Consider the following 18,759-nt stretch of genomic DNA (forward strand, 5'->3'; position numbering starts at 1 on the left):
CTTCTTCGTGTATCATGATAAGCAAGGAGTGATGCAGTACATGAAATGGATTGAGGCGATACAGAAGTCAATTCAATATATAGAAGAGCATTTACTGGAGCCTATGACGACGGATCAGATTGCAACGCACGCGCATATGTCGGCATTTCATTTTCAGCGTATCTTTGGACTAATGACCGACGTTACCGTGGCGGAGTACATCCGGCGCAGAAGATTAACACTGGCGGCCAATGAACTGTTGCAGGGAGATCCCAAAATTATGGACTTGGCCTTAAAGTACGGTTATGACACGCCTGAATCGTTCGCCAAAGCTTATCGCAGACAACATGGGATATCGCCAAGCGAAACCCGAAAGTCCGGTGCCTCAGTCCAGTCGTATAATCGACTCGTTATACAAGTCCGTTTACAAGGAGCAGAGCCAATGAAACATCATATTGTCGAACAAGAGGCATTTTCCATTGCAGGCATCAAACAACGGTTTTCGTATGTGGATGGGCAGCATTTGCAGGGGATTCCTAATATGTGGGAGGAAGCGTATCACAGCGGTGCAGAGGATCGGATAGCTGCATTGAATAACGGGGTTATCCCGGGTTTGCTAGGGGTGTGTGTGGATCAGGGCGAGATCGAGGACAAGCAGATGGAATACTGGATTGCAACAACGTATGAAGGAGAGCAACCGGAAGGGTTATCCACGTTAACGTTCCCTGCCAGCAAATGGGTGGTTTTCGAGGTGGAGGAACCGATGCCTCAAGGAATACAAAAGCTGTGGAAACGTATTGTAGGCGAATGGTTCCCTTCAAATGCATACGAACATGCCTGGTTGCCTGAACTGGAAGTCTATCGAGGAAAAGAGCATGCTCCTCAAATCTGGATACCGATTAAATCGAGTGTGTAGAAACCGTTACACATAATAGAATGATTAGAGTTATTAGAAATGATCACAAAATAAGTCACACATATGTATCACAAGGTTTCAAATCTTCACAACTCCGCTCAGGAATCGTGATTTTCAGGCGTGCATTCGTTTTGGATGTACATGAAAATGACAGCTTGAGGGGAGTTGTTTATTTTATTCCAGGGTTCGAAACATGTTATATTAAAAAAACAGTAGTCTCATCTATCCCTAAGAACGACGGACAGCCAAGCGGGAATGAAGATATCAGATTCGAGTAGGTCAAGGAGGATTTGCTGTGCAATACGAAGAACGGCTTGTCCAAACGTTGCGACAACATGAGCAGATCATGCAGGATCTGCGGATTGTACGTTCGCTAGAGTTGCCCGATTGTTACATCGGTGCGGGTTATATTCGCAATTACATATGGGATACGCTTCATGGCTTTACCAGACGGGAGCTGCATAGCGATATTGACGTTGTTTATTTCAATGCTGCCGATCTTCGAGAGGAGCGGGATTACGAACTTGAGCAGGGGCTATGTACTGTAACAGGTAACACGAAGTGGTCGGTTAAAAATCAGGCCAGGATGCACCTGCGCAATGGGGATATGCCGTATCACTCGACTGAAGATGCACTGCGCTTTTGGCCTGAGCAAGTAACAGCCATCGGTGTACAATTACATGCTGACGATCAAATCAGGATATGTGCCCCTTATGGACTGGAGGATCTGTATGCGTTGGTTGTTCGCAAAAGTCCGGCGTTTATGGACGCGGCCTACTATAACGAACGTGTGTGCCAAAAGAATTGGCAACAGCAATGGCCCAAGCTCACGATTGTAAGGGCATAATATAACAAGTGTGGATGTCTATGTATGGGAAGGAGTGTTGCTGTACTGATACAGAAATTTTTACGGGAGAAAGGATATATTTTGGATCTGATCCTGCTGGCGTGTGTGGTTTTCTTTCTGATCTTTTGGGGCTGGAACTTTGCCGTGAAATTTTTTACTCTCCTCGCGGCAACCTTTATCATATTAAGACGGATTGATTACGAGAAACACATCTGGCTGAAACGTGTCCTATTGGTCGTTTTCGGGATCGGTGCTGTTTCCTTTATCATTATTGAAGCTCTGGTATTTACCCAGCTTGGTTCAAAGGAAGAGGAGCGAGCAGACTATGTCATCATTCTCGGGTCAGGTATCAAGGGAACCGAATTGTCACTGACCTTGAAACAAAGGCTCGATGCCAGTCTGGATTATATTCGCAGTCACCCGCAGACGCCAGTCATTGTATCCGGGGGCCAGGGACCAGGGGAGTCCATTCCTGAAGCCCTTGCGATGAAAAATTACCTGGTGGATCAGGGCATTGCCCCCGCTCAGATCATCATGGAGGACCGCTCAACAAGTACGCAGGAAAATTTGGCTTTTTCTAAAAAAATCATTCTGGCTTCCGGGCTGGAACACCCCGAAATAATGATTGTCACAAGTGATTACCATATGTTCAGGTCGAAATATATTGCGGCCAAAAACGGCTATGCTGCAGAATACGGCATATCCGCTCCTTCACCAGGGTATTTAAAGCCGATTAATATGATTCGTGAATATTTTGGCACTGTGAAGGCATTCTTATAGCAGAACGAGAAACAGGACGAAGCGGAGTAAACGCTTCGTCCTGTTTTCTATTTTTTATGGTGAACACTACATTAAACTTGAATGGACAAGACTTACTTATCTGCAGAATCGCTAGAAGCTCTAAGCTTAGTTGCTCTGGACTCGGCTGCTGGAGCGGTAGCTGCTCTTGCGTTGTCCGGTACAATTGCAGCTTCAGCGGCCTCCTCCCTAGGGGAAGTTGCTCTGGATTCAGTCGCTGGCACGACAGCCTCTCTTGCGTTGTCCGGTACAATTGCGGCTTCAGCGGTCTCATCCCTAGGGGAAGTTGCTCTGGATTCAGTCGCTGGCACGACTACCTCTCTTGCGCTGTCCGGTACAATTGCGGCTTCAGGGTCCTCAGTCCGAGGTTTGACAGCTCGAGGTTCAGTCGATCGAGTGGAAGTCTCTCTGGCGTTGTCAGGAACAGTTACGGCTTCAGAGACTTCATTTCGAGGTGTAGAACCACTAGGTTGAGTGGCTCTACTGGAAGTCTCTCTGGCGTTGTCAGGTACAACTATAGCTTCAGTTGACCCTGGCTCCACTTTGGGCGTATGGCTCGATGCCCATACGGCGGTAGACGTACTTGCTACAGCAATTAAACAAACGGATGAGATTGTTATGATCCAATGTTTCTTTTTCATTTTTTTGACTTCAAACATCATCGTAAGTCTCCTTTTGAGTTGTTTTCCCTCCCCTGAAAGGGATGAGCAAAATTGCGCAGGCAAGTTTCGCGCTCCTGCCGTGACGTTTAAAATGGTTTCGCCATAACGCTTGCGATCTTCAATGGACATCTCCTGGACAACCTGTTCATCACAAGAAAACTCACTCCAGGTGTTAATCTCTCGGCGAAGGAGGTGAACGAGAGGATTGAACCAGTGCAAGGCGCTGATCGCCAGAGTGAGTGCCTTGACCCACAGATCTTTATGTTTAAGGTGAGTTAATTCATGGTGATAAACCAGACTCATATTCAAGTAAGCTGTACCCGCTAGAGGTAAATAAATCGTAGGTTTCGTTAAGCCGACCAGCACGGGACTTCGTAACATCGGACTATATGCCAGGTTGACATGCTGGGTAATACCTAGCTTTTCTTTCATGATAGGGAGCAGTAAGGCGGCCTCGCTATTTTCTTTTACATCTGACTGTGTCCGTTTCAACGCATGGATGAATCTGTAATAACAATAAATCTGCCAGATCGAATAACCAAGAACGCCTACCCCCCAAGCACTGAGCAAAACGTAGGCCGCTGTAGAAGATATCGCCCATTCCGGGGTAAGCCCCCCTCCAAGCATGCCCTGCAAGAAGTCAGATTCTTCATGATTTGGGCTTGAAGCATGATGAAAAAGACTGGAGAACCCTGTCATTCCGAACGATAGGGGCAGTACATAAAAAACGAAAGCCATTTTATTCAGCCCGTAACGCCAAGAAGCGGGGAAAAGATGTACCGGTAGAAGACGCAAGGCAAGAATGCAAGCGGCTGCAATGCTTCCAGCCACCGTCAACGTGATCAGCAGATCAATAAAAAGATTCATGCGTGCCACCTACTTTTCCGACAGCCATTGTTTTAGTTCGGCAATGTCTTTCTCTGAAAGCTTATCCCCGTCATACATGGCTGAGACCAGATTTTTAACAGAGCCTTGATAGAGGCCGTCGAGTACGGTTTTGGTTTTCTGAAGTTTGTAGTCTTCTGGCAGTAAAAGAGGCTCATAGTAGTTGGTTCGCCCCTGTCTCGTGACAGTGAGCGCCCCTTTATCCACCAGTCTGGATAGGAAAGTGGAAATGGTCTGTGCCTTCCACGCTTTTCCCTTTTCCTTAAACATGTCTAACAGTTCGGAAGAAGTGACCGGAGGAGTACAAGACCAGATTACCTCCATCAGTTCCAGCTCGGTTTCGGACCATTTTTGAGTTTGGTGCACCAAAGAAGCACTCCTTTACAACGTTATGCGTCCATAACGATAATTTTATTACTACACTACGTAGTATATATAAACTACTACAACATGTAGTACATAGTCAAGCGCAGTGTGTGAGAACCTCGTTTCTTCTTCTGTTTTCAAGAAGATTCTGCTTCTATATCCCAAATTCTACGAAGAAAAGCATGTTATACTATAGGTCAACAATAGATGACCGAAACAGGAGTGAATGATCATTACAGCATATCAATTACCCGCTCTGAAGGAGCAGAACATGATTTCAACGAACGATTTACAAGACATTATTCGCATGCTCGCCCATGCGCCCTTACTGTATGACGAAGGTCAGCATATTCAGGTTCAGGATTACCTAGAAGGGCTTGAGGTAGGGCTAACGCATGATAATCGTCGTGCAGCGATTGAATTGTACGAACTGGGTGTCAAGGCTTGTCGCCAATTCAAGGATGTACTTGCCTATGAGCAGTTGCAGGATGTGCTTGGTCTGCAAGCTGAGTTGTGGCAGGAGGGTGTTCTTACACTGCAAGACTGGATGAATTGGCTAAAAGAAATTGGCGAAGGGCGGAGAACTTTGCCTGAGTATGATTTTGCGTCCATTTTGGGTGAACTCCCCGAAGGGTATATGATTCATGATTTTCATGATGAACTACAGGTTCGACTAGAGCAGGATACTTCTAATGTTTGGGCGAACGAAGAGCGAAGTCGATTATATACAGCGATTGGTGTGAAAGAAGTAGTCTAAGCGGACAGCGCGACTGTGTGAAACTATCCGGGTGTCGATGGCTGTCTCCTCAGACGAAAATCGAAGTAATGTCTATCAAACGAAACGGTCCGCCATGTTGTTTAGTCTGATATGAATGCACTACACAGATGGCACGATCCATCTGCTGAAATGAGGGGATACCGTGAAAAAGGTTGTACTTGCTGGTGGGACGGGATTTGTCGGACAGGATTTCGCACCCCGGTTTAAAAAGCTGGGATACGATGTGCGGGTGGTCTCACGCCAGTCTGGACACATCGCCTGGGAAGATCGAACAGCCATCATTGAAGCACTTGAAGGCGCGGAGATGCTGATTAATCTGGCTGGCAAATCGGTGAATTGCCGTTACACAGATGAGAATCGTAAAATCATTATGGATTCCAGAACAGAAACCACACACATTCTAGGTGAAGCAGTATTATCATGTGTGCATCCGCCTAATTTGTGGATTAACTCCAGTACGGCTACCATCTATAGACATGCGGAAGATCGTCCAATGACGGAACAAGATGGAGAGATCGGTTCGGGTTTCTCCGTGGAGGTTGCCAAGGCTTGGGAGCAGGCGTTTTTCGGATTCAAGTTGCCATCTACACGTCAAATTGCACTACGCATTGCTATTGTGCTTGGGGAAGGTGGGGTGATGGAACCACTGACGAATCTGGTTCGATTTGGCCTGGGTGGAGCCCAGGGAGCAGGCACTCAAAAATTTAGCTGGATTCATATTGAGGATCTGTTCCGCATGGTGATGTTTGTACACGAGCATCCGGAGCTGGAGGGGGTCTACAATGCTTCATCTCCTCATCCAGTGACCAATAGCGAACTGATGGCAAGTCTCAGGAAGCAGATGAATGTTCGCATTGGCCTGCCATCTCCGCGCTGGATGCTTGAACTTGGAGCCATATTTATCCGTACGGAAACGGAGCTGGTACTCAAGAGTCGCTGGGTTGTTCCCGACAGAATGGAGAAGGCAGGTTTTACGTTCACTTATGCTTCGCTGGATACGGCACTTGCTGATCTCTTCAAGCCTAAAAATGGGTAGCAGGTAGTAGACAGCAGACATAGGTGCCCCCATTTTCAGACTGTGAAAAACATGTGCAGGAATCGTTAATATGTGAATGGGAGGGCAGAGCAATCTGCCCTTCCGTCTATTTCGATGATATTTAGGCTCGGGATCGATCGTCAGGCTACTTCAAATATTCTTTTTCATTTTCACTATTATTCAGTTGCAGGTATATTCGTTTAATGGGTAATATCACGAAATTTACATAACACGCATGAAAGAGAAGAGGGTGGGCATATGCAGCTTAGAAGAGTAAGAATCGCGGGTACAGGGAAATACCTGCCTCAGATGAAGGTAACGGATGAAGAGTTGGATGAACGATTAAATGTTCCCGCAGGCTGGGTTAGCAAAGCGACAGGCGTCGGCTACCGTTATTATGCTTCGGACGAGGAGACTTCTTCCTATATGGGTGCTAGAGCGGCAGAAGCAGCTCTGGCCGATGCGGGGCTGTCTTTTGGCGAGATCGATTGTTTGGTATGCACGAGCGGTACGAAAGAACAGCCGTTGCCAAGCACAGCCGTCTTTATCCAGCAGGCTATGGGACAGGAAGAGTCAGGTGTACCTGCTTTTGATATGGATGCGACCTGTTTAAGTTTCCTGAATGGACTCGATGTCATCTCTTATATGGTAGACGCTGGACGTTACCGGCGTGTATTGCTCGTAGCCACCGAGATTGCTTCAGCGGGATTAAACTGGAAAGATCCTGAAAGTGCTGCCTTGTTTGGTGATGGCGCGGCGGCAGTTATCATTGAGCGGGCATCTGAGAAATCCGGGTCACAGATCGTTCATGCATCGCTGCGAACCTATAGCCGCGGGGCACGGTTTTCGGAGATTGCAGGCGGAGGCACACGGCATCATGCGGCTGAGTATGATGTGGCGTATCCAGATCCTTTCCTCTTTCATATGGATGGACAGGCGATTTTTCGCATGGCGTCCAAGCTGTTACCCGGGTTTATGGATGAGATGCTTCAAGCCTCCGGTAATCACATGGAGGATTTCTCTCTCGTCATTCCTCATCAGGGCAGTGCAATGGCGATGCGCCTGATTCGCAAGAAGCTTGGGATTCCGGCAGAACGGTTCATGGACATTACACGAGGTCATGGTAATACGATTGCGGCCTCCATTCCGATGGGACTGCATGAGGCAATTCGCCAGCAACGAATAGAGCGTGGTGATCGGGTATTGATGATCGGAACGGCGGCTGGGCTGTCTTTAGGAGGACTGATCTTTGATTACTAGATTTGCACAACGTGACCAACGTGTACTCCAAGGACAAGCGGGTCATGCATACAGGGTACTTCTTACCGGAGGAAGGGCCCCGGTTACGCTTGATTTGGCGCGTATGTTGCAGCGGTCAGGTCACCTTGTATTTATTGCGGAGAGTATGGAACATCATCTGTGCAGAACATCCAGCGCGGTGGAGCAATGCGTACTTGTTCCATCGCCGCGTCACCATACGGAGAAGTACCTGTCAGCACTGGAACATTGGGTTAGGATATGGCAGATCGATGTGCTGATTCCGATGTGCGAAGAAGTGTTTTATGTGGCTAGTGGGGCTGAACGCTTAAGGCAGCGTTGTCGTGTTCTTGTTTCCGGTCTGGAGCAACTACACGTTCTGCATCATAAGTATGATTTTAATATGCTTGCCAAGTCTATGGGGCTTCCGGTTCCGGATACACATCTGATTCAAACTCCGCAGGAGTGGCTGGAGAGGCAGCAGGTTTTAAAGGGAGAGTGGGTCTGGAAACCGGTCTATTCCCGTTTTGCTGCCAGAGTACGTATGCCCAAACTCAGGTACCACGATCCACCAGCCGAAGACACGTTATCTCCTGACTCACCTTGGGTTGCGCAGCGGTACATTCATGGACGGGGACTGTGCACCTACAGTGTGGTGCATGAAGGCCATTTGATCGCGCATGCCGCCTACGACAGCCGATATCGTACGGGAAGCGTAGGCGCGAGTGTTTTTTTTGAACAGGTGCAACATGAAGGCACACACGCGTGGGTAGAACACTTTGTACGCGCGACGGGTTTCAGCGGACAGATTGGATTTGATTTTATCGAAGACGTGACAGGTGAGGTGTATGCTATTGAGTGTAACCCGAGGGCAACCAGTGGCATTCATCTGTTTCACCCTGGTAATGGATTAGTGCGTGCATTGCTTGAACCTGAAGTGGTGCTAGACGAAGGAAATGAAGTGACACCGCAGTCAGGTGATGATAAGGCGATGTTAGCACTGCCCATGCTGGGGAGTGGTATCCGGCAGATTCAAGGTAGCAGAGGTAGCCTGCGAGCGTGGAGAGCGGCTTGGCGGGGTGCCAGGGATGTCGTGTATATGCGGCAGGATCGGCGGCCTTTTTTCGAACAATTTGCGGTCGTACTTGCAGCCTGGCGTCTTGCACGTTCACAGCAGATTACGCTGACGGAAGCATTGACTCATGACATAGAATGGAACGGTGAACAGCGATGAAGAGAGCATTAGTGACCGGGGCTACAGGGTGTCTGGGTAGACATCTGGCGATAAGGCTTGCGGCAGAAGGCTGGGAAGTGACAGGCACGGGACGACAGCAAAAGATAGGTAGCCTGCTTGAAGCGGCTGGAATTCGCTTTATCAGGGGAGATATTCGGGATGTTCAGGTTGTAGATGCAACATGTGCAAATCAGGATGTCGTGTTCCACTGTGCGGCCTTATCCTCACCATGGGGGAGATATCAGGATTTCTACAGCAGTAATGTGCAGGGAACGCAGAATCTGATTGATCGTTCTGTACGCCATCAGGTGCAACGGTTCGTGCATGTTTCCACGCCGAGCGTTTATTTTAACTACATACCACGTTATGAAGTTCATGAACATGACCCGTTGCCTGCTAAACCGGCTAATCATTATGCGGCTACCAAACGTATTGCCGAAAACCTTGTGATGGAGGCACATCGTAACGGATTGCCATCAATTATGATTCGTCCGCGTGCCATTTTTGGCCCGTATGACCAAACGCTTTTCCCGCGGATTGTTGCAGCGAATGCCAAACGGGGAGTCCCGATGATTGAAGGTGGACAGGCTCTGATTGATCTGACGTGCGTAGATAATGTGGTGGATGCGCTGTTATTGTGCAGTGCTGCTTCTGGTGATGCACTTGGGAGGGCCTACAATATTTCGAACGCAGACCCGAGACCGTTTGCAGATCTGGTCGGGACTCTTTTTGACAGGTTAGATATGCCGCTGCGGCGTTTGAATATTCCATATAAAATGGCCTATGGGGTGGCCAGTGTGCTGGAAGGTGTGCATCGATTCATCCCTGCTCTGGGAGAGCCGTTACTGACCAGATACACTGTTGGATCTTTGGGTGTGCCGCAAACGTTGGACATTAGCGATTCTAAGGTGAAGCTAGGATATTTCCCGCGGGTTTCCATTGAAGAAGGTTTGCAACAATTTGCAGATTGGTGGAGGAGTGAAGGATGTTAACAACGAAGCCGGTAAAATTATATTTAGGCGCAGCGGGTTACTGTACGCATCCAGAGTTCCTTACGCTACGGGGAGGAAGCTTCCGGCCTGTTCGTTTCCCGGCAGGGTTCGCTTGCATTCTTCATCCCGATCATGGCCCTATACTACTGGACACCGGGTACAGTTCCCGTTTTTTTGAAGAAACCGCTCGACTTCCGAATGCATTGTATCGTCATATCACGCCCGTTGTATTCCGGGAAGAAGACAGTGCCGTTCATTTTCTGAAGCAGATCGGGCTGGTACCGTCAGATGTCCGTTATGTTATTCTTTCGCATTTTCACGGGGATCACATTGCAGGTGCCAAGGACTTCCCGGAAGCTCGGTTTATTTATTTGCCCAGAGCCTATGATGCGGTTCGCTCTCTTGGTTCGCTTGCGGCGGTGAAGGCTGGTTTTCTGGCTGGGCTGCTACCTGACGACTTTATCCAGCGGTCACTGCCTGTGAACGACCCTGCCAAGCGATGGGCGGACATGAGGGAGACTGCAGGGATTGAAGTCCCATCAGGGTTTCCTTGGGAAGAGGTATACGATCTTTTTGGAGATGGTAGCCTGCTTGGCGTGGAAGTATCGGGTCATGCGGAAGGGATGATGGGTTTATTGCTACGGACAGAGCAACATGATTATTTTTTATGTGCCGATGCAGTATGGTCGAGCCGGGCTTTCCGAGAACAGCGCAGACCTCATGCACTGGCAGGCATCATCATGTCAGATCGGCAGGAGTATCGTCAGAACTTTGACAAGCTGGTTCAACTGCATCAACAGTTCCCTGCGCTTCGTATCGTGCCGAGTCATTGCCAAGAGGCGCTGAGCGCATGGGGCACAGGAGGGACGGAACGATGAGCAACCCTGTTCGTATTGTTACTCATTATGCACTTGCACGTGGCTTACGCAGATGGCGTACCAGGGCACAGCTGGAACAGTGGCAGGAACGCCGAATCATTCGGCATGTGGAACGGATTCGGGCGCAGTCTCCATTTTATCAAAAGTGGTGGGAAGGACTGAACGCAACCGGATGGAGACAGTTCCCGCAGATCGATAAAACGGTGATGATGCAGTATTTCGACACGCTGAACACGGTAGGTGTTACGAAGGAAGAGGCGCTAATCCTTGCTGGCGAAAGTGAGGATACCCGTAATTTCAAGCAGTCTTCCATTCAAGGCGTCACGGTAGGGCTATCATCCGGCACATCGGGAAACCGGGGCATTTTTCTGGTAAGTGATCGGGAGCAGGATGCGTGGACGGGCACAGTGCTGGCCAAACTTCTTCCGGGCGGGCTGTGGAAACCCGCGAAAATCGCGTTCTTCCTGCGGGCGAATAGCAATCTGTACGAATCGGTCAAGCGTGGCAAGCTGCAATTCCAATATTTTGACCTGCTGGAGCGTGTGGATGTCCTGATTGAACGTATGAAAGAATACCAACCTACGGTGTGGGTGGCTCCTCCTTCCATGCTTCGTATACTGGCTGATGCTTATCAGCAAGGACGTCTAACACATGTGCCTCAGAAAATCATTTCCGTAGCCGAGGTACTCGATCCTCTGGATCGTAAGGTGCTGGAGCATATCTTCGGCCAGACGGTTCATCAGGTGTACCAGTGTACAGAGGGATTCTTGGGAGCGACGTGCGAGCACGGAACGATACATCTGAATGAAGACATTGTGCATATTGAAAAAGAATACATTGATCTTGTCACCCGGCGGTTCGTACCTGTGATCACGGACTTTTCCCGAACGTCGCAGCCGATTATCCGGTATCGGCTGAATGATATTTTAACCGAGGCGGCAGCGCCGTGCGCCTGTGGTTCGTTGTTTACTGCCATTGAGCGGATTGAAGGCCGCTGTGATGATACACTTTATTTTTCGCATATCGATGAGGAGAAGGCTGTTTCGGTTTTTCCGGATTTTATCAGTCGCGCGGTCATTGCGGCTTCGCCAGCCATTCAGCATTATCGCGTGGTGCAACGTGGCAGTGGAATACTGGAGGTGTCGCTGCGGGTCAGCGAAGAAGCCGATCAGGAGCGGGTACAAGCCGCTGTCTTGCAAGAGTTGGGGAAATTGGCAGGGCGACTGCAATGTGTGCTGCCTGACGTTCAATTTGTGCCGTATACGTTTGAAGCAGGGATAACGAAGCTGCGGCGGGTAGAGAGACGGTTGGATTAATTAAAGTTCAACACAGACTGCACATGTACTATATAAGTTGAACTATTCTTTTACACGTTAACGAAGAGGACAGAAAAAACCTGGAAAAGCGAAGCGTTCGCCTAAAAGCTTTCTGAAAGAAAGCTGCATCGGAAGCAAACGCTTATCACCAGATTTCCCCTTTTGGAGAAGGGAATTAAAAAAAATCTGGGGATAACAGCGATTGGAAGGTTCTTCTGTCATCGGAGTGGACTGTGTAAAATCTTTAGTTCAACTTATATAGTTGAAAATGAATCGAACGATCATGAAAGTAGGTGATAATGTGACCGTGTGGGCTTATAAAATAGGAGAGGATTCGCCAAACCCTGTGGATGGCAAGGTTACATCAGGAGCGGAAAAGTCAACGGAATTATTTCAATCAGCTCATGCAAATGTAACCAAATCAGGCCAGCCGGGGGATCAACCTCCTGTAGCTCTCATTACAGGTACCTCTAGCGGATTTGGGATGCTGACTGCCATCACTCTTGCCAAGCAAGGCTATCGTGTTATGGCTACAATGCGTGATCTAAGTCGCAAGGGAGAACTTGCGAATCGTGCCGAGGAAGCAGGAGTAACCGAGCGAATTCATTATGTACAGCTTGATGTGACAGATTCGAAATCTGTGCAAACCGCTGTGGATGCGGTGCTTCAGCAATATGGACAAATCCATGTGCTGGTGAATAATGCTGGTTTTGCTGTAGGAGGATTTATTGAGGAAGTGTCGATGGAGGACTGGCGGCGCCAGATGGAAACGAACCTGTTCGGACTTATCGCGGTGACCCGAGCGGTTCTGCCTGTTATGCGTGAACAAAAACGCGGGCTGATTGTTAATCTTTCGAGTGTAAGCGGCCTATCCGGTTTTCCGGGATATGCCCCATACGCTGCCTCAAAATTTGCCGTGGAAGGATTCACAGAAAGTCTGCGCCATGAGATGTCTTCATTTGGAATACGGGTCGTATTGGTGGAGCCCGGAGCCTATCGCACGCCTATTTGGAACAAAGGTCTTGGCGAAATTCACCGGAATGAGGATTCGGCTTATAAACATAAGCTGGATGCAGTTCTGCGTTATTCGAAACATGCCAGCGAGACTGCTCCTGACCCGCAAGAGGTCGCTGATCTGATCGGACGTATCGCACGCATGCGTTCACCAAGGTTGCGCTATGCATTAGGCAAAGGTTCTCGGATTCTTATTATTGCAAAGGCGTTGTTGCCGTGGAAATGGCTGGAGTGGCTGATTGCCCGTGGTCTTCAATAGTTAAGAGTAGGTAACTATATGATCATACGTGTGGCAGAATCATCATCTTTTCCAAGTGGAAATGGAGGTCTGAACTAATGTTTGAAGTGATTGTCGTTGCGTTGCTCATGATCATTACAGGACTACTCCTGCATATCAACAGCAAACTCCCGGCCCGTGACCGGGTTCAGGAAGCGATGCAGCGTGACCGTGATCGGCGCGACAGTTAGAACCAGAGCCGAGATTGGTAGGCGAAACCGAACAGATATACTGAAATAAGATCCTTCAGAGGAGGAAAATGATTTATATTGTGAAGACCTGATATTTCTTGACATGCAGGGAGTGGATGAGGGATGAGTTCAGATGTTTTTAAAGAGAGGTATGAGCTGCGTAATATTCAACGGGACGAATCGGATCTGTATTGGGCACTAAGGCTTGAAGCGCTGAGGACGCATCCCGAAGCCTTTGGCGCTTCATACGAGTTGTCCAGTCAGTTGCCCGTTAGTGAGGTGAAAGAGCGAATACATAATGAGCCTGATGATTACATTCTTGGTGCGTTCACCCCTGAGGGGATGCTGGCGGGCATGATGGGTTTCAAAAGAGAATATGGTCTAAAGCTCAGGCACAAAGGATTCATCTGGGGTGTCTATGTATCACCTGCTCATCGGGGGAACGGACTGGCTTCCCAGTTGTTATCCGAGGTTCTGGAACGGGGGAAACATCTGGAGAATATGAAGCAGATTAATCTAAGTGTAGTGACTACAAATGTTTCAGCGAAGCGGTTGTATGAGCGGTATGGGTTTGAAACCTACGGCATCGAACGCAATGCGCTGGAGGTGAACGGCCAAGGATATGATGAGGCACATATGACGTATTTTTACAATAAAAGAGTAGATGAAAACAACTAAATTCAAAAGCAAGAGGAGGGGGCCTGTGATCGATCAGGTTGTTCATGAAATAGATGGTGTAACATTTATGTTAAAAGAAAAACATGCCTTCGATTGGTTAACTCCGATGGCAGTTTGATTTATGATTTTGCGGCGGACGAGATTCACATCTGTGAGACATTACATGAGATTGCCCTGCGCGCGGTAAATCCGGATCGTTCTCAGCGGTACCCTTCCGTGGCGGAATTAGGCTTGGCGTGGAAAGAGGCTAATGCGCAATAATGTAATCGTAGATTCGTAACCGTGTATAAAAACCCGTATAATGGAAAATGACAAGGAGGCTTGATGAAGGTGTGTCGATATGCGATGTCTGGACCTTATAAGGAAGTATATGCATGCTTTAACTGCCGTAAGTCTTACAAACAAGTATCGCCGTATGATTTAAGCAAGGAAACCGCAACACGACTTGAACATAAATGTCCGCAATGTGCGGAGATTATGGTGAATATGGGGCATGATTTCCAAGCACCCAAGCAAACGGATATCAAACAGTGGAAAAAAGTCATAACCCTATATCAGCATGGCATTACCTATCATAATTGTGGATGCGGAGCCGGATATCGTCCAGCTGAGCTGCGAGAAGTTCCCGGGTTTCTGGAGCAGCAGGCTGCTGGCCGGAGAAGTGAAGGAGAAAAGTTACTTCATCGTTGGATCCAATAGGAGAGCAGAGCGCATGATTCGTACTTTCATACAAAAAGACTTGCAATATGTCATAGAAGCGCATATCCGTATTGATCGGGACGAGTATAATTATGATGACAGCTTTGCGGCATGTATTAATGAGGCGGTGAAGCAAGGACAGAATTTGAGTCAGGAGATAGAGCGATGAAAACAGAGCCTGTCTATGCTGAGAATACTATTGTTGGCGTTTGGTTTCAGGGCGTGTGGCGCTGGTACGTCACCGAACGGGAGTATTGGTTTTTAAATATAGAGATGGAAGAACGGTTTGGTATCGATGTATTGAATGAAGAGACGGCGGCCGTGTTCTTACAAGCAATCCGGGAGGAGCAGGTAAGTGCGGCTGAACTGAGGAGTGCGCTTCATCATTTTTTGGAATCCCATCCTGCAGGCGATGAATGGCTTAAATATGTGCCGTCCTTTCTTGTCGATTTCGATAAGCGGCTATTTTTCTCGATGTTCCCGGAGCCTGCCTCCTTTGAGCATTACATGCCGTATGGCTGGATCGGGAGTTACAAGGAGTTCTTGGAGAGGGTGCCAGAGAAGGAACGATACTGGATTGTACCAGGAAAGTCTTTATTCGAAGATAACCTTCTATAGTGGGGGGCTGTAATGAAACGTAAGTGGCTTATGACGAGCTTACTCTTCTTATGCACAGCGTTAGCCTTATCTGCATGTACAGTTACAGCGGATAAGCCTTCCGCAGCAGAAACGATTAAACAAAGTTTGAATACGATGGTCAACGAGCCTGTTCTGGCTTCCAGCAGTAACCCGAATGATTATATTGCAGGCCATCGGGACGTGTATGAAGCTATTCTACAAACGGGATCAGAAGGTCTGAATTTCTTGTTAAATCAGCTGGAATCCAGCGACGAAAATGGTTTGAAAGAGTGGATCATGGCTCTGGCCAGTGCTGAACTGTTGGGAGAAGACAACCCGGTGCAAGACTGGGACAGTGGTAAGGACTGGCTGAGGCAATATAACATGATCGCAACAGATCATTCCGATTAAGATAATAACCTTCACCTCCAGTCAGCATGAGCAGTAAAATTACGGTTCCTAGAACCGAAAGAATACGTTATAGAGGTGACATCTTTGACGAAAAAGATTGCTTTTTTTGATTCAGGCATCGGTGGATTAACGGTACTGCATACCGCTTTGCAACAGTTTCCGGAAGAATCCTATATATATTATGCAGATACATTACATGTCCCTTATGGAACCAAGCCGGCGGACGAGGTTCGTCGTTATATTTTTGCTTGCGTGGAGGCGATTATACGGGAACAAGTAGACGCAATCGTGATTGCGTGTAACACGGCAACCAGCTTGGCGGTGAATGATCTGCGTTCCATGTATGACATTCCTATTATCGGCATGGAGCCGGCGGTCAAACCAGCCGTCGAGATGAATAGGGAAAACGGCAAGCGCGTGCTGGTGTTTGCTACGGCTTTGACACTGAGTCAAACGAAGTATAACGAATTGGTCTCTCGCGTGGATGATGAGCATCGGGTCGATTCTCTTGCGTTGCCTGAACTGGTGGAATGGTGTGAGCAACTGGAGTTTGATCCGGTCAAAATAACAGCATACTTCCGCTCCAAGCTGGCAGGCCTGGATCTGGAACAATATGGTACGGTAGTGATGGGGTGTACGCATTACCCGTTCTATACAGCTATGCTGCGCAAGGTGCTACCAGATCATATCCGGATTGTTGATGGTAGCGCAGGTACGGTAAGTCATTTGAGTCAAAGACTTGAACTTGGTGCACAGCAGCAAGCTGGGAATATGGAGCAGGTGCAGGCAGGGACAGTGTCATTTTTCAGTTCATCGGGTCGAACGGAAGATCATAATAAGATGCGTGTAGCGCTTCAATATCTAAGTGACAACGTACTGTAGACTAGACTATGGGAGGTGTCCGTAATGGAGTCGATTTACCTGATACGCCACGCCAAAGCCGAAGGGCAGGAGCCATACGCAAGTCTGACGGATGAGGGATACAGGCAGGCTGAAAAATTGGCAGATGTATTGTCTGCTCAAGGAATCTCTTATATCGTATCCAGTCCATGGAAAAGAGCCGTACAGACTGCAATGCCTTTGGGTGTAGCGATAGAGCGCCATATTCATACCGATGAGCGCTTGCAGGAAAGAGTGCTGAGTACAAGGGATCTGCCAGACTGGATGGACGTGCTGAAACGTACATATGAAGAGGAAGATTGGGCTGCAGAGGGCGGAGAGTCTTCCAGAGTTGCAACTGCCAGAGCCTTGGCGCTGCTGAAGGAATGTTGGCGCAGACCGGAGCGTCATGGAGCGGTTGTTACGCATGGCAATCTGTTGTCCTTAATCATTCGTTATTACGAACCGTCTTTTGGTTATGCGGAGTGGGCCAAGCTTTCCAATCCTGATGTATATGTTCTAAAACGGGAGCAGGAGTCTACAGATGATGAAGAAAATGAGGAGGGGAAGCAACCTGTCATTTCCAGACTGTGTCTGGATTGAATACAACAGGAGCATCCCAGCATCACATGTTCATTCAGCCAGGACACTCCATATTTTTGTTACGCGTTTTTTTGTTAAAGAGCTGCGAACAGCAATGTAATCCAGCCGGCAAGGAAGGCTACACCACCGATGGGTGTGACGGCTCCCCACTTGCGAACACCTGTGACACTCAGTGTATAGAGGCTTCCAGAGAACAGGATAATCCCGGCAAACAAGAGCCATCCGGAGGTCATGACAAGAGACGGGGAGCTTAGCCTGTCTGCGAACAGTCCAAGCAGGATGATGCCGAGTCCGTGAGCAATATGATACTGGACACCGGTCTCATAGATTTTGATCATGTCAGCGGATAACTTGCGTTTGAGCGCATGTGCCCCGAAGGCACCGAGTGCAACGGCCAGAAACATCATAATGCTGCCGAGAACCACGAGGGTTTGCATGTTATTTTCTCTCCTTTTAATCAGGTTACAACTTGCGCAATTGAATCTGCTGAATGGAGTGATCGGCTTCTTTTTTCAAGATTAACCGCGCACGTCCTTTGGTTGGTAAAATGTTTTCATGCAGATTTTTCGCGTTAATGTCCTGCCAGATCTGATTGGCTGTCTCAATGGTTTCCTCTTCGTTAATATTGGCGAACCGCTGATGGAAGAAGGAATCCTTGTTCTGAAAAGCGGTTTGACGGAGCAACTTGAAACGTTCGACGTACCAGTGACGAATGTGTTCTTCCTCTGCATCAATGTAGATGGAAAAGTCAAAGAAATCACTTACAAGTAATGGAGTCTCACGCTTCACTTGTAATACGTTGATGCCTTCAATAATCAGAATATCCGGCTGGCAGATCGTTTTCTCTTCCCCTTGGATTACGTCGTAGGCCAGATGTGAATAAACCGGTGCTTGTACCTCAGGCTTGCCTGATTTTACATCGCCCATAAACTTAATGAGTGATTTAATATCATAACTTTCAGGAAAACCTTTGCGGTTCATAATTCCTTTTTCTTGCAACACCGCATTGGGATATAAAAAGCCGTCCGTGGTGACCAGATCAACCTTGGGTTTGTTTTTGCCTCTGGCAAGTAACGCCTGAAGCAAGCGGGCTGCTGTGCTTTTTCCCACGGCAACACTGCCCCCGATCCCGATAATATAGGGGGTGTGAAGTGTTTCTTTTTTCATAAAAGAGGCCGTTAGGCGATCAAGCTCTCTCGATGCTCTTGCATATAGGTCGATGAAGTGAGTTAGGGGTAAATAAACATCCTCAACTTCCTGAATGGATACTTCTTCGTTCAAGCCCTTTAGCTGTTCCAGTTCAGCTTCCGTCAGTGGAAGGGTGGTCTGATGTTCTTTGAGTCCAGCCCATTCTTTGCGGTTAAACTCGATGTAAGGTGAGTATGAATTCATGAGATCCCGCTTTCTGTATGTAATGTAATCGAAGACACAATCATTAGTGTACC

At 48.1% G+C, this 18,759-nt stretch carries 24 protein-coding genes; 20 read left to right on the top strand and 4 right to left on the bottom strand.

What is annotated here, in order from left to right; all coding sequences use genetic code 11:
- The first annotated feature begins 40 nt into the window (after positions 1-40).
- The 3 genes from Q9R46_RS03785 (at position 41) to Q9R46_RS03795 (ending at position 2,522) form a co-directional block, all read left to right on the top strand.
- The gene (locus Q9R46_RS03785; RefSeq protein WP_311279030.1) at positions 41-895 is read left to right on the top strand and encodes an AraC family transcriptional regulator; all 855 of its coding nucleotides are present in this window, start codon (positions 41-43) and stop codon (positions 893-895) included.
- Between the two features lie 295 nt (positions 896-1,190).
- Positions 1,191-1,742, top strand: coding sequence for a nucleotidyltransferase family protein (locus tag Q9R46_RS03790; protein ID WP_311279031.1), 552 nt, complete (start codon positions 1,191-1,193; stop codon positions 1,740-1,742).
- Positions 1,743-1,766: 24 nt separating this feature from the next.
- Entirely contained in the window at positions 1,767-2,522 is a 756-nt protein-coding gene (locus tag Q9R46_RS03795) for a YdcF family protein (protein WP_311279032.1), read from the top strand.
- A 92-nt stretch (positions 2,523-2,614) separates the two neighbouring features.
- Here Q9R46_RS03795 and Q9R46_RS03800 read toward each other — a convergent pair whose 3' ends face one another.
- Positions 2,615-4,069: a M56 family metallopeptidase gene (locus Q9R46_RS03800; protein ID WP_311279033.1), complete on the bottom strand. Its 1,455-nt coding sequence runs from the start codon at positions 4,067-4,069 to the stop codon at positions 2,615-2,617.
- A 9-nt stretch (positions 4,070-4,078) separates the two neighbouring features.
- Positions 4,079-4,453 (bottom strand): BlaI/MecI/CopY family transcriptional regulator, encoded by a 375-nt coding sequence (locus Q9R46_RS03805; protein ID WP_145328852.1) that lies wholly within the window; start codon positions 4,451-4,453, stop codon positions 4,079-4,081.
- Between the two features lie 226 nt (positions 4,454-4,679).
- Here Q9R46_RS03805 and Q9R46_RS03810 point away from each other — a divergent pair, with 226 nt between their 5' ends.
- The 17 genes from Q9R46_RS03810 to Q9R46_RS03890 all read left to right on the top strand — a co-directional run bounded on the left by Q9R46_RS03810 (position 4,680) and on the right by Q9R46_RS03890 (position 17,314).
- On the top strand, positions 4,680-5,210 hold the full coding sequence (locus Q9R46_RS03810; RefSeq protein WP_311279034.1) for a hypothetical protein: 531 nt from the start codon (positions 4,680-4,682) through the stop codon (positions 5,208-5,210).
- A 163-nt stretch (positions 5,211-5,373) separates the two neighbouring features.
- Positions 5,374-6,267: a TIGR01777 family oxidoreductase gene (locus Q9R46_RS03815; RefSeq protein ID WP_311279035.1), complete on the top strand. Its 894-nt coding sequence runs from the start codon at positions 5,374-5,376 to the stop codon at positions 6,265-6,267.
- A gap of 258 nt (positions 6,268-6,525) precedes the next feature.
- Positions 6,526-7,527 carry a beta-ketoacyl-ACP synthase III gene (locus Q9R46_RS03820; RefSeq protein ID WP_311279036.1) on the top strand — a complete coding sequence of 334 codons (1,002 nt, stop codon included), beginning with the start codon at positions 6,526-6,528 and terminating at the stop codon, positions 7,525-7,527.
- Complete coding sequence (locus Q9R46_RS03825) at positions 7,517-8,758, top strand: ATP-grasp domain-containing protein (protein ID WP_311279037.1); 1,242 nt, start codon at positions 7,517-7,519, stop codon at positions 8,756-8,758. Before Q9R46_RS03820 ends, Q9R46_RS03825 begins: the two co-directional genes overlap by 11 nt.
- On the top strand, positions 8,755-9,750 hold the full coding sequence (locus tag Q9R46_RS03830; protein ID WP_311279038.1) for an NAD-dependent epimerase/dehydratase family protein: 996 nt from the start codon (positions 8,755-8,757) through the stop codon (positions 9,748-9,750). Before Q9R46_RS03825 ends, Q9R46_RS03830 begins: the two co-directional genes overlap by 4 nt.
- Positions 9,744-10,628 (top strand): MBL fold metallo-hydrolase, encoded by an 885-nt coding sequence (locus Q9R46_RS03835; protein ID WP_311279039.1) that lies wholly within the window; start codon positions 9,744-9,746, stop codon positions 10,626-10,628. The genes Q9R46_RS03830 and Q9R46_RS03835 overlap by 7 nt, the downstream gene beginning before the upstream one ends.
- On the top strand, positions 10,625-11,944 hold the full coding sequence (locus tag Q9R46_RS03840; RefSeq protein ID WP_311279040.1) for a F390 synthetase-related protein: 1,320 nt from the start codon (positions 10,625-10,627) through the stop codon (positions 11,942-11,944). The genes Q9R46_RS03835 and Q9R46_RS03840 overlap by 4 nt, the downstream gene beginning before the upstream one ends.
- 283 nt (positions 11,945-12,227) lie before the next feature.
- Positions 12,228-13,217, top strand: a complete 990-nt coding sequence (locus tag Q9R46_RS03845; RefSeq protein ID WP_311279041.1) for an SDR family oxidoreductase — start codon at positions 12,228-12,230, stop codon at positions 13,215-13,217.
- A 77-nt stretch (positions 13,218-13,294) separates the two neighbouring features.
- Positions 13,295-13,426: a hypothetical protein gene (locus tag Q9R46_RS03850; protein ID WP_260984473.1), complete on the top strand. Its 132-nt coding sequence runs from the start codon at positions 13,295-13,297 to the stop codon at positions 13,424-13,426.
- A 123-nt stretch (positions 13,427-13,549) separates the two neighbouring features.
- Complete coding sequence (locus tag Q9R46_RS03855; protein WP_311279042.1) at positions 13,550-14,104, top strand: GNAT family N-acetyltransferase; 555 nt, start codon at positions 13,550-13,552, stop codon at positions 14,102-14,104.
- Positions 14,105-14,197: 93 nt separating this feature from the next.
- On the top strand, positions 14,198-14,365 hold the full coding sequence (locus tag Q9R46_RS03860; protein ID WP_311279043.1) for a hypothetical protein: 168 nt from the start codon (positions 14,198-14,200) through the stop codon (positions 14,363-14,365).
- Positions 14,366-14,434: 69 nt separating this feature from the next.
- Positions 14,435-14,803: a hypothetical protein gene (locus Q9R46_RS03865; RefSeq protein WP_311280941.1), complete on the top strand. Its 369-nt coding sequence runs from the start codon at positions 14,435-14,437 to the stop codon at positions 14,801-14,803.
- 13 nt (positions 14,804-14,816) lie between these two features.
- Positions 14,817-14,972 (top strand): hypothetical protein, encoded by a 156-nt coding sequence (locus Q9R46_RS03870; protein WP_311279044.1) that lies wholly within the window; start codon positions 14,817-14,819, stop codon positions 14,970-14,972.
- The gene (locus Q9R46_RS03875) at positions 14,969-15,421 is read left to right on the top strand and encodes a hypothetical protein (RefSeq protein ID WP_311279045.1); all 453 of its coding nucleotides are present in this window, start codon (positions 14,969-14,971) and stop codon (positions 15,419-15,421) included. Before Q9R46_RS03870 ends, Q9R46_RS03875 begins: the two co-directional genes overlap by 4 nt.
- Positions 15,422-15,433: 12 nt before the next feature.
- A complete protein-coding gene (locus tag Q9R46_RS03880; protein WP_311279046.1) occupies positions 15,434-15,832 on the top strand; it encodes a hypothetical protein in 399 nt (132 codons plus the stop codon).
- A gap of 84 nt (positions 15,833-15,916) precedes the next feature.
- Positions 15,917-16,714 carry a glutamate racemase gene (gene murI / locus Q9R46_RS03885; protein ID WP_311279047.1) on the top strand — a complete coding sequence of 266 codons (798 nt, stop codon included), beginning with the start codon at positions 15,917-15,919 and terminating at the stop codon, positions 16,712-16,714.
- 24 nt (positions 16,715-16,738) lie between these two features.
- Positions 16,739-17,314, top strand: a complete 576-nt coding sequence (locus Q9R46_RS03890; protein WP_311279048.1) for a histidine phosphatase family protein — start codon at positions 16,739-16,741, stop codon at positions 17,312-17,314.
- Between the two features lie 74 nt (positions 17,315-17,388).
- On the opposite strand, the gene Q9R46_RS03895 is transcribed toward Q9R46_RS03890, so the two are convergent.
- Together Q9R46_RS03895 and coaA are read right to left on the bottom strand one after the other, a co-directional pair.
- Complete coding sequence (locus tag Q9R46_RS03895) at positions 17,389-17,751, bottom strand: DUF423 domain-containing protein (protein ID WP_145328875.1); 363 nt, start codon at positions 17,749-17,751, stop codon at positions 17,389-17,391.
- A gap of 25 nt (positions 17,752-17,776) precedes the next feature.
- Positions 17,777-18,706 (bottom strand): type I pantothenate kinase, encoded by a 930-nt coding sequence (gene coaA, locus Q9R46_RS03900; RefSeq protein WP_311279049.1) that lies wholly within the window; start codon positions 18,704-18,706, stop codon positions 17,777-17,779.
- Positions 18,707-18,759: the final 53 nt, after the last annotated feature.

The organism is Paenibacillus sp. RRE4 (assembly GCF_031844205.1).
Lineage (GTDB): Bacteria > Bacillota > Bacilli > Paenibacillales > Paenibacillaceae > Paenibacillus > Paenibacillus xylanexedens_B.